The 16,709-nt window shown below is 63.8% G+C and carries 14 protein-coding genes; 2 read left to right on the forward strand and 12 right to left on the reverse strand.

Annotated features, from left to right (window positions below):
• Window positions 1-259: 259 nt before the first annotated feature.
• The 7 genes from AC5Y21_RS22700 to AC5Y21_RS22730 form a co-directional block, all read right to left on the reverse strand.
• Complete coding sequence (locus AC5Y21_RS22700) at window positions 260-1,585, reverse strand: hypothetical protein (protein WP_499915752.1); 1,326 nt, start codon at window positions 1,583-1,585, stop codon at window positions 260-262.
• A gap of 3 nt (window positions 1,586-1,588) precedes the next feature.
• Window positions 1,589-2,353 carry an SDR family NAD(P)-dependent oxidoreductase gene (locus tag AC5Y21_RS22705; protein ID WP_499915753.1) on the reverse strand — a complete coding sequence of 255 codons (765 nt, stop codon included), beginning with the start codon at window positions 2,351-2,353 and terminating at the stop codon, window positions 1,589-1,591.
• Window positions 2,350-4,689: a CaiB/BaiF CoA transferase family protein gene (locus AC5Y21_RS22710; protein ID WP_499915755.1), complete on the reverse strand. Its 2,340-nt coding sequence runs from the start codon at window positions 4,687-4,689 to the stop codon at window positions 2,350-2,352. Before AC5Y21_RS22710 ends, AC5Y21_RS22705 begins: the two co-directional genes overlap by 4 nt.
• 7 nt (window positions 4,690-4,696) lie before the next feature.
• Window positions 4,697-5,668, reverse strand: a complete 972-nt coding sequence (locus AC5Y21_RS22715; RefSeq protein ID WP_499915757.1) for an enoyl-CoA hydratase/isomerase family protein — start codon at window positions 5,666-5,668, stop codon at window positions 4,697-4,699.
• Between the two features lie 11 nt (window positions 5,669-5,679).
• Window positions 5,680-6,516 (reverse strand): mycofactocin-coupled SDR family oxidoreductase, encoded by an 837-nt coding sequence (locus AC5Y21_RS22720; protein WP_499915759.1) that lies wholly within the window; start codon window positions 6,514-6,516, stop codon window positions 5,680-5,682.
• Entirely contained in the window at window positions 6,516-7,718 is a 1,203-nt protein-coding gene (locus AC5Y21_RS22725) for a cytochrome P450 (protein ID WP_499915761.1), read from the reverse strand. Before AC5Y21_RS22725 ends, AC5Y21_RS22720 begins: the two co-directional genes overlap by 1 nt.
• 201 nt (window positions 7,719-7,919) lie before the next feature.
• Complete coding sequence (locus AC5Y21_RS22730) at window positions 7,920-8,633, reverse strand: TetR/AcrR family transcriptional regulator (RefSeq protein WP_499915763.1); 714 nt, start codon at window positions 8,631-8,633, stop codon at window positions 7,920-7,922.
• Between the two features lie 345 nt (window positions 8,634-8,978).
• On the opposite strand from AC5Y21_RS22730, the gene AC5Y21_RS22735 reads away from it, so the two are divergent.
• The gene (locus AC5Y21_RS22735; protein WP_499915765.1) at window positions 8,979-9,599 is read left to right on the forward strand and encodes a SecDF P1 head subdomain-containing protein; all 621 of its coding nucleotides are present in this window, start codon (window positions 8,979-8,981) and stop codon (window positions 9,597-9,599) included.
• Window positions 9,596-10,414, forward strand: coding sequence for a sugar phosphate isomerase/epimerase family protein (locus AC5Y21_RS22740; protein WP_499915767.1), 819 nt, complete (start codon window positions 9,596-9,598; stop codon window positions 10,412-10,414). Before AC5Y21_RS22735 ends, AC5Y21_RS22740 begins: the two co-directional genes overlap by 4 nt.
• A gap of 3 nt (window positions 10,415-10,417) precedes the next feature.
• Here the strand turns inward: AC5Y21_RS22740 and AC5Y21_RS22745 are convergent, their stop codons facing one another.
• The 5 genes from AC5Y21_RS22745 to AC5Y21_RS22765 form a co-directional block, all read right to left on the reverse strand.
• Complete coding sequence (locus AC5Y21_RS22745; protein WP_499915769.1) at window positions 10,418-11,419, reverse strand: Gfo/Idh/MocA family protein; 1,002 nt, start codon at window positions 11,417-11,419, stop codon at window positions 10,418-10,420.
• Window positions 11,420-11,444: 25 nt separating this feature from the next.
• Window positions 11,445-12,668 carry an FAD-dependent oxidoreductase gene (locus AC5Y21_RS22750; RefSeq protein WP_499915771.1) on the reverse strand — a complete coding sequence of 408 codons (1,224 nt, stop codon included), beginning with the start codon at window positions 12,666-12,668 and terminating at the stop codon, window positions 11,445-11,447.
• A gap of 81 nt (window positions 12,669-12,749) precedes the next feature.
• On the reverse strand, window positions 12,750-14,363 hold the full coding sequence (locus tag AC5Y21_RS22755) for an arylsulfatase (protein ID WP_499915773.1): 1,614 nt from the start codon (window positions 14,361-14,363) through the stop codon (window positions 12,750-12,752).
• Between the two features lie 153 nt (window positions 14,364-14,516).
• Complete coding sequence (locus AC5Y21_RS22760; protein WP_499915775.1) at window positions 14,517-15,347, reverse strand: class I SAM-dependent methyltransferase; 831 nt, start codon at window positions 15,345-15,347, stop codon at window positions 14,517-14,519.
• A gap of 46 nt (window positions 15,348-15,393) precedes the next feature.
• The gene (locus AC5Y21_RS22765) at window positions 15,394-16,662 is read right to left on the reverse strand and encodes an amidohydrolase family protein (protein WP_499915778.1); all 1,269 of its coding nucleotides are present in this window, start codon (window positions 16,660-16,662) and stop codon (window positions 15,394-15,396) included.
• Window positions 16,663-16,709: the final 47 nt, after the last annotated feature.

Consider the following 16,709-nt stretch of genomic DNA (forward strand, 5'->3'; position numbering starts at 1 on the left):
GCCGGCGGGTCACCCGCTCTAGGCGCTCTAATGCCCGCAATCGCTCTGGGGTGGTCAACACGTCAAAGGACAACTCGCACAGGCGTTCAGCGTCGGCGTCGAGCGCGTCGAAGACCTCGACGATCTCTTCGCGACTGCTCGCACCCATGCCCCAAAGTTTACGAACGACCACCGACAAGAATCGCCGCGTTGGGAAAACTGAAACCACAGTGACACAAGGGATTACAGAGAGCCAGCCGTGCTCTCCGGGAGGAGCAGGCTAGCCGACCCGTCGTCCTTCGTCACCCTCGGGCACGCTCTCGGCAATAGCCGCATCGAGTAAGTCCCCTACGCGATGTCTTTCCCACAGGTTCAACACGTTTGACAACATCTGCAACGGCGCACGCACGCTTTCGTCATCTTTGATGCGTAGATCGTTGCGGCTGCTCGGCGCCGCGGCGCCGAATCGCCTGCGGAACAACGCGGGTACATCCAGCAGCCACGCTACGCCCATCGAAGCCGCGTAGAGCAAAGTTTGCCGGGCTAGCCGGCTCGCGTCGAGATCCGGGCCGCCGCAACGACGAACCTCGCCGACGAACAAATCCAGCAATTCGTCGAGATGCTGTTCCCACAGGTCGGTCTCCGCGCCGGACATGGCTCCCCAGATGGCCATGCCCATATTCATTTGGCTGACGCATCCCCAATCCATCAGGCCGCAGCGCAGCACGTCGTCGGTGTCGCGCCAGAACCAGGCGTTATCGACGTTGGCGTTCCAATGGCACAGCGCGACATAGTCATCATCGGCGGCAAGATGGCGCACGATGAAGGCCTCGTGCTCCGCCAGCCGTGGCGCCTCGGCGCGCAGGCGGGACAGGAAAACCGAATCAACGTTGGCGGGCAGCAGCCCGCGATGGGTTTTGGCGAATTCGGCCAGTTGAGTCAGTCGTCGGTTCAACTTATCCATGCTGATCGGCACCCGCTCTCCCACCGTCGCAGCCTGTACGTCCAGCGGGAAGTGAGCGGTCAAGTTGACCGGCAGGCGCCCGGACCGATGCCAGCCGGCCAGGCGGGCCACGGCGGTGAGCAGCGCATGATAGTGCTCGAGAGGTTCGGGCATCTCGTAATCGAGGCATTTGTGGTATTGACGCTCGATTGCATTAGCGCCGAACCTGATTCGCTCGGTGATCAACAGACCCGTCCCGGTCCGGCGGTGATAGTCCCCGAACAGCACGGCAGGGACCGCGATGGGGAAGCCGGGGGCGCGGGACAGGGCAGCGAAACGCACTTCCGGCTCCATCTGCGTCTTTCCGCGGTCGCGCATCGGGTTGTCGAAATCGCGGGAGAACTTGACGAACAACTCGGGGTGCAGGCCCGGCTGAGGTCGGTCGTAGTCGACTGACAGAACAACTTTGCGTCCAGTGCTGCCGCCGCCGATCTCGCGGAAATGCCTGATTCTGGTGACGGCGTTGTCCGCTGCGAGCACACCCGACACCCGAAAAGCATCGGTGAGAAACCGTGAGCCACCGCTGCGCAACGCGTCGGGGTCAGCCGGAATCGCCTGCCCGAACTGGTCGCCGGCGACCCAACGGTCAGTCTGCGCGTGCATGCATCACCAGGTCTGCTCGGCCGCACGTACCAACATGTGGTTGACCGCCACCCGACGGTCGCGCGTCACCATGTAGAGCACCGCGTCAGCGATATCCTCCGGACGTAACTTGACCATGTCGCCGGTTTGGCGCTCGAAGGCCTCCCGCGACGGTGTCGACAGGTGATCAAAGATCTCGGTGTCGACGGTTCCCGGCCCCACCACGCCGACACGCACCCGCTTCCCCAGCACCTCCTGGCGGATCCCCTCACTGAAGGCGTTCACCCCGAATTTGGTCAGTGAATACACGGCGGTGCCGGGCCGGGCCACCCATCCCCCGGTCGAGCTGATGGTGACCAAATCGGCTACCCCGCGCGGTGAATCGGCGGCCGCGTCAATCAAGTGCGGAAGCGTGGCGCGGGTGACGTACAGAACTCCCTGCACATTGACCGCCACCATGTCATCCCAGTCCTGCAGGTCCGCCTCGACCGCGGGGCCGGACTGCATCGACCCGGCGTTGTTCACCACAATGTCGAGGCGCCCCAACTTCGTGACCGTCTGCTGCACGGCTGCCGATACCTGTCCGGCATCGGTGACGTCAGCCGGAGCGACAAGCGCAGTGCCCCCGGCTGATTCGATCTCGACCCGCAGATCCCGCAATCGATCAGCCCGCCGGGCCAACAGTGCCACCGCGGCACCCTGGGCGGCCAGCGCCTTGGCTGTCGCCGCACCGATGCCACTGCTGGCGCCGGTCACCAGAGCCACGGTGTCGGCCAGGCTAGGCGTCATGTCCGGGCTCCAGTTCCCGATGCGACGCGCAGAATCTCGTGGAGAACATAATCGGTGTCTTCGCCCAGGTCGGGTGCACCGCGCTCGATCCGGGCCGCGGCGCGGGCCATTCGCCAAGACGGTCCCAGTATCGGACGCTGCCCTTCGCGGTGATCGGAGACGAAGCGATACAGACCGCGGTCCCAAAGCCGTTGATCGCTGATCACATCCACAGCGGTGGCGCTCTTGGTCGCCGGCACCCCGGCGATCCGTAGACGGTGCGCAAGCTGTTCGGCGTCATGATGTCGGGTCAGACGCGCAAGCTCGGCGTCGACTGTCTCATTGTCAGCGCGCCGGTCGCCCATTGTCCGGTAGCGCACGGCCAGCGGCGCCGCATCCAGCACCTCGCACATCCTTTGCCATTCATCGTCATTGGCGACGGCCAGGCTGATCCAGGAATTGCCCAGGCAGGGGTAGCAGCCATGCGGGCACAGGTCGGGATGGCTATTCCCGTTGGGCTCGAAGGGGCCTTCGGTCAAACCCTGCTCCAGCAGGCAGTCGCCGATCATCGAGGAGAGGGTTTCGACGGCCGAGACGTCCACGAATTGCCCTGCGCCGCTGAGCTCGCGATGCAACAGCGCCACCACTGCGGCAAAGGCAGCTGCTGCGCCAACCGTGGAATCCCCGTAACGCATGCTGGCCCCAAGAGGCGTGCCGCCGGGGTAGCCGACCAGTGCAGCCAGCCCGGCCAGCGCGGCGAAACACGGCGCATAGCCGGTCTGATGCCCCAGCGGCCCGTCGTTGCCCCACATCTTGATCGACACTGAGATGATGTCCGGCTTAAGCGCCTTCAGCTGTTCATAACCCAAGCCTTGCCGTTCCATTGCGCCCGGACGGAGGTTGTTGATGACGATGTCACTGCGGGCGATCAGCTCGCGTAGCCGCGCCATACCCTGAGCGGACTTGATATCGAGGTCGACACTGAGGATTTCAGGGTTGATGCTCAGGAAGAACGGCGCGTGATTGATGTCGGTGCCGCCGTAGGCGCGCATCTCCTCTGGGGCCGTTGGCGTCTCAACCTTGATCACCTCAGCGCCCAGCAGCGCCAGCAACTTTCCCGCGTACGGTCCGGCCCACACCTTGGTGAGCTCGACGACGCGCACTCCTTCCAACGGACCCCCGCGCCGGTTCTTCGGCGCCTTCAGTTGTGGCGACTTCACCGCCGGCGCCGTGCGCAGTACGCTGAGCCGGCCCAATACAGCTGCGGTGTGCTGACCGAGAGTGGGTGCAGCGAAGGCGATTTCCGACGGGGACGCGCTCAACGCATACGGGACCGTGGGATACGCGGCGGTACCCAGCAACGGGTGGCGCACGTCGCGGAAAAAGCCACGGTGTCGGTATTGCGGCGAGTCATGCAGGTCTGCGGCGTCGTTGACCGGCACCAGCGGCACGTGCAGCCGCTGCGCTTGCTCGGCTGCAACCTCCTTGGGCAAGCCGCGGACCCACTCCGCGAATCCACGCTGAAACGCCACAACCTTCTCCGCCGTGACGGAGAACTCCAGCCAATCGTCGTCGAAGGCGTCGAGCCATTCCGGGTGACCCAGCAGCGCCTTGACGCCCAGCCAGTGCGCTCGGCTGGTCATGTACAGGTAGACAAAGCCGTCGGCGCAGGCGAAAAAGGCTGCCGGGCCCTGCTGGTCGTAGTCGTCGCGAGTGCCGTGCGCGGGAACCTCGCCGGTGATGAAGCGGCCCAATATGCAATCGGCGCGGGAGACCAGCACCGCGTGCTGTGAAATGTCGATGGACTCGCCGGCTCCGGTGTGCAGACGCACGAACAGCGCTGACGCTACGCACAGCGCCGCCTCGAGTCCCGCTTCGTAGTCTGCGAGAAATCGGCCGGGTCCATAGAGCGGTGGCTGGACCGGGTCGGCATGGCTGGGCGTGTGGTAACCCCATCCGCTGGCATGGAAAACGTTGATGCTCTTGGCATTATCGAACTCCGCGGCCGCCTCCTGACCAAACGGAGTGATCGAGCAGAAAACCACATCCGGGTGCCGGTCAGCCCAGCCCGTCGCACGGTCTTCGATAACCGCGTCGGCCGTGCCGATGAGCTGACTCAGTTCCGCCGCGCCAGCGTCCAGCTCCACCGATTGCTTGTTCGTATTCAAGTAGGCAAACAGCGCGCTGCCGTCGATTCCGTCAACGACGATCGGCGCCATCCTCCGAGTCGGGCTGCCGCGCCCCGGCGCCTCAACCTTGATCACTTCGGCGCCGAAGTCGGCCAGCAGCTTTCCGCAGTACTCCCCCGCGACAGTCTCGGCTAACTCGACGACCCTGATACCAGCCAGCGCCGGCATGCCGAAATCACGGCTTCTTTCGCCCGGAGCGACTCAGGCGCCACTCCGGCGGGAAGTTCAGATCGTTGTCTTTCACCACATTGTTGAGGCCCTTGCTGAAAGTGCCCTCGGTGAGGTCGACTTCGTTCTCCTGGTCGTTGGCGATCATCGGCAGCATTCCCTCGACCATGCCGGTGAGCAGACTGCCGAAGTATTCACCCTTGTGCTGCTTGTACAACTCCAAGAAGGTCTTCTGCACCGCGACCGTGTCCGTCGGGCGCGAGCGCGAACACGCCATCGCGTACTTCAGTGTCTCTTCTTCCAATTTCTCGCGAGGCACCACACTGTTGACAAAGCCGCACTCATACATTTCCTTGGCGCTGAACGGCCGGCCGGTGAAGAGCATTTCGGAAAACTTCCGCAGGCCCATCGTCTCCGCCCACCACCACAGCCGTGGCCCCCAGCCCACGTAGCGGAAGGCCGGATGCCCGAAAAGTGCGTCGTCCGAGGAAATCACCAGATCGGCGTCGCCGGCCTGATAGAAGTGCCATCCGTAGCAGTAGCCCTTGGCCTCGATGATGCTGATCTTCCTAAGCTCTTGCAGCGGACGGTTTCCGGCGCGCGCCTTGGCGTAGAAGTCGGTGACGGTGGACAGATAGCGGTACGATCCGCCCGGTGGGTACTTGACGTCGTCATCGTTGATGGCGACCTCGTGAAGCAGTGGCATGCCCGGGTTCTCCAGCATCCCCCGCTGCTCGGGCAAGTCTCCGCCGCTACCGAAATCCTTGCCCTCACCGCGGATTACCACGACCTTGACGTCGTCGTCCACGTTGCACTTGTGGATCAAATCGGCGTAGTTCTGCCGCATCCCCAACGTGGTGGAGTTCTGTGCGTCGGGACGGTCGAAGGTGATGTAAGCGATCCTGTTCTTGACGTCCTTTTCGAACTTGATGTACTGCTCGGCTTCCTTCTTCATCTCTTCGTAGTCGTACTCGGGCATCGGTTGTCTCCCTACTTGAGTAAAGCGCCCGCATCGACGGGCAGCGAAACGCCAGTGATATAACGAGATTCGTCAGAGGCGAGGAACAAGACGGCATTGCTGATGTCGACGGCTTCCACCCAGGGCACCGGTAGGGTATGCGTCATTTGTGAGAACGGTGCGAAGTCGTCCGGCCCGGGATTCTCCAGGTCCGGCCGAAACAGGCGGTACGTCACGTCGTTCATGGTCATGGGTGTGTTGACCTGGCTGGGGTGCACCGAGTTCACCCGAATCCTGTGCTGGCCCAGCTCGACGGCGAAGCTGCGCATCACTCCCATCACGCCGTGTTTGGCGGCGATGTAGTGGCCGGTGTAGGCAAGCGCCTTGTGTGAGCCGACCGAGCCGGTCAGCACGATGGAGCCGCCGCATCCGCCGGCGATGATATGCGGCACACCGGCTTTCACAGTCTTCCACACGCCTGACAGGTTGACGTCGATCATGTCCTGCCAGATCTTCTCCGGAATCTTGTGCAGTTTGTTGCCGAAGGTGCCGATGCCCGCATTCGCGACGATAATGTCGAGTCGGCCGAGTTGTTCCACGCCGCTGTCCACCGCGGCCTTGAGTGCGTCGTAATCACGCACGTCGACTTCCGCGGTGACGATGCGCCGGTCAAGAGCCTTGACCAAGTCAGCGGTTTCGGCGAGATCTTCAGGTGTCGACGACGGGTAGGCCATGTTCTCGATCGGGCCGCAGATGTCGATCGCGATGATGTCGGCACCCTCCTGCGCCAAGCGCACCGCATGACTGCGGCCCTGCCCGCGGGCGGCGCCGCTGATGAACGCGACCTTCCCCTCAACTCGACCGGCCATCACGCCGCCACCGCCGGCATCGTTTCCCAGCCCCGCACCGTCGATGTCGGGCTGAGCTTGGCATTGGTCAGATCGACCTCCCAGTCGGGGAACCGTTTGAGGATTTCCTCCAAGGCCACCCGGCCTTCCAGTCGCGCCAGCGCTGACCCCAGACAAAAGTGCGTGCCGACGCTGAAGGCCAGGTGCGGCCGAGCGGCCCGGTGAATGTCGAACTTGCCGGCATCAGGCCCGAATTGGCGCTCGTCGCGGCACGCTGAGCCAATGAGAGTCATCATCACGCTTCCTTCCGGCACCGTCTTGTCGTAGAAAGTCACGTCTCCGGTCACATACCGTGACGCGTGAGGTGCCGGTGGCTCGTAACGCAACAGCTCCTCGATTGCCTGCGGGATCAGTCCCGGGTTTGCGACGAGATCGCGACGCTGATCGGGATGCTCGGCGAGAACCTTTCCCGCCCAACCGATCAGTCGTGTGGTCGTCTCGTTGCCGGCACCGGCGACGACGTTGAGGTATACCAGTATTTCGTCGCGAGTCAGCCGTCGAATGGTGCCGGTCTCGTCCGCGAACTCGACGTTGAGCAACTCGGTCATGATGTCGTCGGACGGATTCTCCACGCGCCAGTCGAGGTACGCCGCGAACTGCTCACCGACCGACAGGCCCTTCTCGGTCGCCTGCATGGGCTTACCCGCCTCGGTGCGCACCTGGGCGTTGGCGCGGTCGCGGATGTACTCCTGGTCGTCCGCGGGGATGCCGAGCAGCGCGCTGATGACTTTCATCGGCATCTGCGCTCCCAGGTCGGCGACGAAGTCGAACCGTCCCGATTCCACGAGCGGATCGAGTGCCTGAGCGCAGAACTCGCGGATCATCGGCTCCAGCGCGCTGATTTTGCGTGGCGTGAACATCCGTGACAGCAGCTTGCGGTGCACGTCGTGGATCGGCGGGTCCTCGAAGATGACCATTCCCGAAGGGATCTCGAGGTTGGCCTTGATCAATTCCAGGATTACGCCCCGAGCGGAACTGAACGTGCCATGGTCGACCAGCACCTTGTTGACATCGGCGAACCGGCTAACCGCGAAGAAGTCGTATTCGGCGTTGTAGTAGAGCGGCGCCTCGTTACGCAGCCGCGCGAACGTCGGGTACGGATCGGCGATGAGCGAGACATCGTAGGGGTCGAAACGGACGTCGCTGTCAGTACTCGTCGTCACGAAACCCCTCCTACGAAGGCCATTTCCGGACGCCGACTCCGCAGTGGATTCGCGCAATCTGAACGGATCGGGACTGAAAAGGACCCACGGACGGGCAAGCGTCGGCATACTCTATTTGCGTAGAGAACCATATAGCCGATGCTCTGGCAAGATCCACGGAGCTGCGAATCCCGACACCCATCCCTCGCCAATCCGCGCATGTCAGCCGGACGCCCGGGATGCCGCCTGGCGCCGCCGCGCCGGACGCAGTCGACCAGCCTGGGTTAGCCGCCCCTTGTTCGGACTCTTCAGAATGCCGGTAGCGATCGCCGCCAATATCCCGTCCAGCTGTTCGGCACTGTCGACAATCCGGTCGCCGTGGGCGACCCTCTGCAGCAGCCCGTTGATGAAGGTAAGCGTGACGTTGCTCAGATCCTCCACCACGGCCGATTCCAGCTGCGCGCCGTGCGGCATCAACTGCACGAGGATCTCCCGATGCAGCTTGGTGAACCCGTCGGTGGCCTGTTGCATGATCGCGGCCAGCGCCGGGTCGCGCGTGGCCTGCATTGTCAGCTCGTACCTGGCCTTGGTGCGGGACAACTGCGGCTCGGTCCCGGCTTGTATCACCACTTGGGACAACCGCGACGGCGTGGGATTGTCGCCCCGGCCGTCGGCGCTGTCGACAACGGACTGCAGGCTCGCCAGATCCAGCTCGGCCAACCGCTCCGCGACGGCGCGCAGCAGCGCCGAGCGGGTGCGAAAGTAGAACGAGGTGGTGCCGGCGGGCACGGTTGCCTTGCGGTCGACCTTCAAATGGCTCAAGCCCTTGGCCCCATCGTCAGCCAACAGCTGAATCGCCGCATCACACAGGTCCCGGCGGCGCTCCGCAGGATTGGGCTTCCGTCGCTGCGACGCGGCGGCGGTGTGCTGGGCCATGAGAGGTGGACTTTCCTGGCTCTGGTCTTTCAAATCCGATACCTGGAATCAGAACACTACTCTATATTCGTAGTGTGAGTAAAGGGTGATTGGCGGCCCGACGCGACGTCGCGGGTGACAATCGTGCGGCCGCGGCCAGCGGAACATGCTGTTGCCTCTAGACCCATTGCTTGCCAATGCTTTTCGGGCTGTCAGCGATCCACCCGCCACGAGACAATGCTTTTTCGCTGGTCGATACATGAAAATCCCCGCACGACACGCCGCTTCGCGCTTCGTGACCGATAGCCACGGTCATCTACCTTGGGCTGAGTTGTGCGAGAGAAAGGCTGGACAGGAGGCGGGGCGGTGAGCGTAAGCCAAACCCACAGGACGGTTCGTCGTGCGGGTAAGGCATTGACGGCCGCCGTTGTGCTCGCCTCGTTGCTGTGCGACTGTCATTCGACTCGCCACCCAGCCGCACCGACCGCCTCGTCCACGAAGGCCACTGCCGCACCGCCGCCGGCGACAACGACGACTCAATCGGTGGCGCCCGCGGCGGGGATTCGGCCGCTACCGGTGCGGCCGGTGCAGAGCTCGAAGATGACCACGCCCGACAACTGCCCGGCGACAAATCCGAACCTCCCCGTCGCGCCGACCGACGTTCTGGCCACCTGTGATCTTGCCCGGACCACCCTCTACAGACTGGGCCCCGAGACGATGCAGCTGGCGCTGATCCGCGTGGACCCGCCCAAGCCATTGACCGCAGATTACTTCGAAGTGCATCTGACCATGGACCCGGCGTCGGCCGCGGCGTGGGCGTCATTTACCGCCGAGCACCTGCACGCCCACGTCGCCTTCGTCCGCGACGATCTCGTCCTGGAAGCACCGACCATCCAAGAAGCGGTCACATCTGGACAGATTGCGCTGACCACCCAAACAGCACCGGCAGCAGACGAATTGGCCCGACTGGCGAGCCAGCCTGAATGAAGACGCTCGCCATCGGCTTTCTGAGCGTATTCGCGCTTCCGCCAATAGAGTTCGTCCATCTCGCTGCAGACCTTGACTGCCGGCACATCTCGACTGTTGTGCAGGGAGTGCCGCTGGTGCCGCTGGGTTATCCGCCGTACTCGCTCAGGGACGACGCCGCACTGCGGAGGGACTTGCTCGCCGCGATGGACGATCGCGACGTCACTATCACGCTCGGAGACGGGTTTTTGGTGCTGCCGGGCGGTGAGATGCACGCCTACCGCGCGGATCTCGATGCATTGGCGGATCTTGGCGTTCCCCGGATAAACGCCGTGAGCCTGGACCCCGATCTCGGTCGCACGTTCGCCCAGTTCGCCGCCCTGACCGAACTTGCCGCCCAACGTGGCATCCAGACCGTCGTCGAACCCGTGCCCGGCCTGACGGTGGGCGATCTGCCCACCGCACTAATGGCCTTGGAACATGTTGGGAGACCGGACTTCCGGCTGTTGATCGACACCATGCACCTGATGCGGTCTGGATCCACGGCCGCCGACGTGGCAGCGCTGAATCCCGACTACATCGGCTACGCCCAGCTCAACGACACAACCCTGCAGCCACGCATCGACAACTACATGGAAGAAGCCATGTATGAACGCATGATTCCCGGTCAGGGCGAACTACCGCTGCGCGACATTCTCTCCGCGTTGCCCGCCGACATCGTGCTCGAACTCGAGATTCCGCAAAGGTCACTGGCAACGGCCGGAGTCAGCCCCATCGATCGTCTCCGCCCGTGTGTCGACGCGGCACGCCGATTATTATCCGAAGTCGCTCACTGACGTTCAGCTCGGCTTGCGCAGCGGGAGACCGGCCGCATCGTAGATGGCGTCGATGACGGTCATGTTCTCGATCGCGTCCTGCGGTGTCGTCTGCACCGGCTCGCCGCGCAGCACAGCGGCGGCGAAAGCGTCGAGCTGATACGCGTAGGAGGCGCGGCGCGGGAATCGCTCGACACGTTTGCCGTCCCGTGACCGGACCACGAGCCGATGGTACAACTGTGGCATAACCGGGTTGAGAACACGCAATTCACCGTGTTCGCCGACGACGTTCGCGCTGATTTGCAATAGGCGCTTCGACCACATCGAACAGCGGACCTGGCCGGTGTGCCCGCCGGTGAACCGCACTTCGGCAGTCATGGCCCGATCGACCTGAGGATCGCGTAATTTCGGCTGCGCCGAAACGACTTCCGGGGTCGGACCGCCGAAAGTACGGACCATGTGGACCGCATAGCAGCCCGCATCCATGGTTGCCCCACCGGCGAGCGAATAGTTGTAGCGGATGTCGGAGAACCGCGGAAGCGGGAAGCACAGGGCCGCCTCCACCCGTCGTAGCTCCCCCAGCTCGCCCGACGCAATGATCTCCTCAATGCGCAGAGTCAGCGGGTGGTAGCGGTAGTGAAACGCCTCCATCACGACGCGATCCGACGCCGCGGCGGCCAGTTCCGCGATCTCGCGCGCTTCGGCAGCGTTTGCGGTGAACGGCTTCTCACACAGCACATGCTTTCCGGCCGCCAGTGCGGCTCGAGTCCATTTGCCGTGCAAGCCATTCGGCAGCGGAATGTAGACGGCATCGAGTTCGGGGTCGCCGATCAGTGCGTCGTAGCTATCGTGCACCCGGTCAACACCGTGTTTGGCGGCAAAGGCCTGGGCACGCGACACGTCCCGTGCAGCCACTGCCGTCACTACGGCTTCGGTGTTTTCTTTGGCCGGGTTGATCAGCGCCATTGGTGCAATGCGCGCCGCACCTAAAACGCCGATCCGCAGCGGAGAGTCTTGTCCAGCCACGAGGTGAACGCTAGCAGCCGCCGGGTTAACGACGCGCGAATGCGGGGGCACGCTCAGGCCGAACCCCGACGCCGATGAAATAGGCAGGCACAAACGACAGCCAAGGCAGCCGTTCCACCAGCCCTAGAAGGGCCGTTGGAGGGGTGGGGTCCGCTCCCCGCAGGAGTGGCCCGAGCAGGCCCCGCTGGAGCACGCGTTGCACCGCTTGGGTTACGGCCGTGGGAAATAGCCGGCGTCGGCGGACCGCCGCCAGATCGCGATCGGTGACCTCGTGCCGGCGCAGCGGTTCGGCCAATATGGTTGCCGCCGCGACGGCGTCTTGGACAGCCAGGTTGATGCCGACGCCGCCCAGTGGCGACATCGCGTGGGCGGCGTCGCCAATACACAGCAGCCCGCCGGTGTGCCAGCGACGCAGCCGATCTACCCGAACGTCGAGATGCTTCACGTCGTCCATGGACGTCAGTGCTGCCACCGACTGGGTCATGTCGGGCAGTAACGCGCCGACGTCACGCCGGAAAGCCTCGATGCCGCGTCCACGCAGTTCGCCGTCGGTGCCCTTGGGACCGAGATAGGCGATCTGGTAATAGCGTTCGCGCGGGATCACGCCCAAAGCCTTGCCCGGGCCGACCCGAGGCAAGAAGGAGAACTCAGTGTCTTCCTCATGCGGCAACCTGAACCACCACACGTCGAAGTTGGCCGGGTATTCATGGGTCTTCAATCCGGCTTCGTGTCGAGCTATCGACCACCGGCCGTCGCACGCAACGGTCAGCTCGGCTTTCAACTCGCCGGCGCCTTCGGGTCCCCTGTAGCGCACACCGGTAACCTCGCCAGCCTCCCGCAATAGGCCGGTGACCTCGCTGTTCATCCGCAACGTGAAGGTGGGCTCGGCTTCGGCGGCCTCGGCGAGCAGGTTCAGCAGGTCCCATTGCGGCACCATTGCGACAAATGGGTGGGGTTGGCCGAAACGCCCGAGCCGTCGGAAGTCGACATAGGTCACCGAGCGGCCGTCGGCTTCAAATGTCGCCTTGTGAACTTCGGTGTGGGGCAAAGCCGCGAAGCGCTCCCACAAGCCGAGTTCGTCGAGCAGCCGCATCGTCGTCGGATGCACCGTGTCACCACGAAAGTCGCGCAGGAAGTCGCCGTGCTTCTCCAGCAGCGTGACCTCGACACCAGCCCGGGCCAGCAGCAGCCCGAGGACCATCCCGGCCGGGCCGCCGCCGATAATCGCGCACGTCGTTGTGTCAGCCATCAGCGCTCAGCATACGGGGCACCCGGCCGGATTCGGCAACCAGCGGAATCTCACCGTCGAACTCTGTTGTGGCATAAGGTGTCACGAGAAATCCGGCAGGTCGAGTTCGTAAACCGAAACGGGGTTCAGGATGACGCCGTTCTCCTCGACGTAGCGGTCCCACAGCTCCAGGAGGCCGGCCAGCTTGTCGGGTTCGGCGGCGGCCAGATCGCCGGTCTCGCCCGGGTCACGGCCGAGGTCGTAGAGCTGCCAGGCCCCCGTTCCGTACGGCGGCGGCAGATACAGCGCCTTCCAGTCGCCCTGCCGAATAGCGCGCCTGCCGAACAATTCCCAGCCCGTGCCGGTCTCGGCATCGTGTACCGCATCTTTGTTCCCCGACAGGTAGGGCACCAGTGAGCGGCCACGCATCGGCGCCACCTCGCGGCCGCGGTAAGCCGTCCCGGGGTGTCGGGTGCCCGCCAATTCCAGCACGGTAGGGGCGATGTCCATGACGGTCGCGAACGCGGTCCCGATCTGCTGCTGCCGCTCAAAACCTGGCCAGGTGACGAAGCCCACCACGCGGATGCCACCTTCGGTGGTGAACGCCTTGTGCAGCCGCGAGGGCGCAGTCGCAGCTTGTGCCCAGCGCGGGCCGTACCAGATGTAGGAGGTGGGGCCGCCGAGGTTGTCCAGGCTGTTGTCGCAATGCTTTTCGATCTGGGCGGCGATCTGGGCACCACGAAGCGGCATCGCTTCGACGATCGCTCCCTCTGCGCCGTTGTCGGACAAGAAGATTACGACCGTGTCGTCAAGTTCGCCCGTCTCGGCAAGGTAAGCGGTCACCCGCCCGATGTTCCAATCCATGCGTTCCACCATGGCGGCGTAGACCTCCATGCTTCGGGCCGAGCGGGCGCGTTCGTCGGCCGTCATGTCGGCCCACTCGGGAGCGCCGTCGGCCACGACGGGATGCGGTCTGACATCGGGCTCGCACAATCCGAGCCGCGTGAGTGCGGCCAAACGTGCCTCTCGCAAGGCGTCGGGTCCCGCGTCGTAGCGGCCGTGATATGACGCGATGGATTCTTGCGGAGCTTGCAGCGGCCAGTGCGGCGCCTGGAAGGGCAGGTAGGCGAAGAACGGTCGGTCGTCATCTTCGGAGCGTTCACGCAAGTAACGCAACAAAGTATCGGTGTAGGAGTCCGATGAGTAGAAGTCGTCGCCGACGGTGACGAACCGGTCATCCTCGGTGTAAAGCGTTGGCACCGGGGAGAATCCGCCAGCTTTTGCGCCGCCGTAGTGGCTGGCGCCGGCCGGCAGCAGGGCGAACGAACGCTCGAATCCGCGTGCCCACGGCGATGTCTCGATCGTGTCTCCGAGATGCCATTTGCCCGACATCAACGTCACATAGCCTGCGTCGCGCAGTAACTCGGGCAAGGCGACGACGCGGTCGTTCAGATAGCCTTCATAGCCTGGCGCGCCGGCGAATCCGGGGGTGGCGACCTCGAGCATAGTTCCGATGCCGGCGACGTGGTGGTCGGTTCCGGTCAGCAGCATCGCCCGGGTGGGCGAGCATGCCGGCGCCGAATGAAAATCGGTGAAGCGGCATCCCGCATAGGCCAAGCGGTCCAGGTTCGGCGTATTGATCTCGGCGCCGAACGCGCCGATGTCGGAAAATCCGAGGTCGTCTGCCACTATCACCAGGAAGTTGGGGCGTTTCACGCTGACGACGATACCCAGCCGGGGTTGCTAGCATGAGCGTCGGTGATCTCGGCCGCTCCGCATGAGCGTCGGTGATCTCGGCCGCTCCGGGGGCCCAGCCGCCACTGGCTATCTCAACCAAGCGCCGGCCAACAAGCTGGCAAGCCTGATCCACTAAGCCGCCACGGCGAATTCGAAGCGATTCAGCACGTCGTAGGCGCCGATCGGCAGCATCGACAGCAGCTTGTAGATCCACCGCATGGGAGTCGATCCGATCTTCTCGTATCCGGCGAACACGGACATCTGCTCGCGGAACCGCAGCGCTGGATTCCATGCCTGCATAGCGCGGGCATCGCGAATGCCCCATTTGACGATGCCATTCGTGAAAACTTTCGACATTGGCGGCCCCAGTGGTGAAATCGTGTCGAAAAGCAGCTCGCCGTGGTCGAATCGGGCGATCAGGCGATCAAGCAACTGGCGAACTTCGCGCTCAGGCAGGTACATCAGCAGCCCCTCGGCCACGACAAGCGTCGGGCGTCCGGTCGGAATGCCGTCCAGCCACTGTGGATCGGTCACCGACGAGCCGAGCATCCGGTAGTGATCGGTTTCGGTGTACAACCGGCGGCGCAATTCGACGACGCTCGGCTGATCGAGGTCGAACCAAAGCACGGTCGGCGGTGGGTGGAGGCGGTACGCGCGCCCGTCGAAGCCGCACCCGAGATGCAGGACAACGGCGTCGGGGTGACGGGCAAGGAAATCCGCGCACCAGTCGTCGAGCTGCTTGGCGCGCAGTACGACCAGATACTGGTTCGACGCCGGGACCGAGGACCGTTTTATCCGCTTGAAGTCGTAGTCGATGCGCTCGACCGCCTCGGCCGCCGCCTGGTCACCCAGAATCGGATGCGGCGAACGGCTTTCGTACGCGCGCAGGTACAGGGTAACCAGGTTCGTCCACTCCACCGAGCCCCACTGAACCGAGCTGAAATCAACCTTGGCCGTCGTCACCTTGCTCCTCACCGCACATTACCGATCCAGCTCTGCCTCGCAGCTGTCAGAATGCCTCTGGATCCCGTTGTATTTCCACCGGCACCGGGTGGCGGTACAGGCGCGAAGCGTTCTCCCAGGTGAACTTGCGAATCGCTTCCTGCGGCAGGTCGCCGACCTGTTCATGGATCGTTTCCTGGGTGTGAGGCCAGGTCGAGTCGCAGTGCGGGTAGTCCGCTTCCAGCATGATGTTGTCCACGCCGATCCGGTCCCGCTGTACGAACGACGACTTGTCCTCGACTGCGCAGAACCAGAAGTTGCGCGTGAACACCTCTGCGGGAGTCAAACTCTCACCCAGCGCCTGCCAGGTGCCGTACATCGCGTGATAGCTCAGCATGTGGTCGAGCCGGTCGAGCAGTCCGGCGACCCAGCCGATTCCGCCTTCCGACAGACAGATCTTGAGATCAGGAAACCTGCTGGGCAGACCGGAGTACAGCCAGTCGACCGCCGCCGAAATGGCGTAGGCGAAGAACAACACACCCTGTACGTCCGGCGGCGCGTCCTCGGTGGTGGACGGCGAGGAACCGGAAGATCCGATGTGGAGATTCACCACGGTGCCGGTCTCCGCGCACGCTGCCATCATCGGGTCCCAATGACCTGAGTGAATACTCGGCAGTCCGAGCATCACCGGGTTCTCGCTGAACGTGATCGCGTGAAACCCACGCTCGGCGTTCTCGTAGATCATCTTTGCGCCGGCCTCGGGGTCAAGCAGCCAAGGCAGTTGGCACGGAATGATCCGGCCTGGATACGAACCTGCCCACACCTCGAGATGCCAGTCGTTCCATGCGCGCACCGAAGCCAACGCCAGGTCGCGATCCTTGGTCAACTGTTGCAGCCGTTGGCCGGCGAAGCCCGGCAGAAAGGACGGGAAGTTGAGTGACGCGTATATGCCGTTGAGATCCATGTCCTTGACGCGCGCATGAATATCCCATGCTCCCTTGCGCATTTCGTCGAACCGAACCGGCTCGAACCCGTACTCGGAAACGGGTCGCCCGACCACGGCGTTGAAACCGACATTGGGCAATTCCTGACCGTCATAGACCCACGTCTGTCCGCCCTGCTGGGTGTCCACGACTTTCGGCGCACGGTCAGCGAACTTTCGCGGCACGCGTCCGGTGAACGTGTCCGGAGGTTCGACGATGTGATCGTCGGCCGAAATCACCGTGTAGCGGCGTCGCGCTCGCGGTGGGTCCGGCAGAAACGTGACCGAACGCTCCGCGCCGGTCTTGGCGGTGGTGAAGCTCAGGTTGGCAGCCAGCTCGTCGATCGGTTTCATCGTCGGCAATCTCCTTGGGCGAACAGACGCAAAAGCACCCAATTCGA

This window comes from Mycobacterium sp. NGS41 (assembly GCF_059812725.1).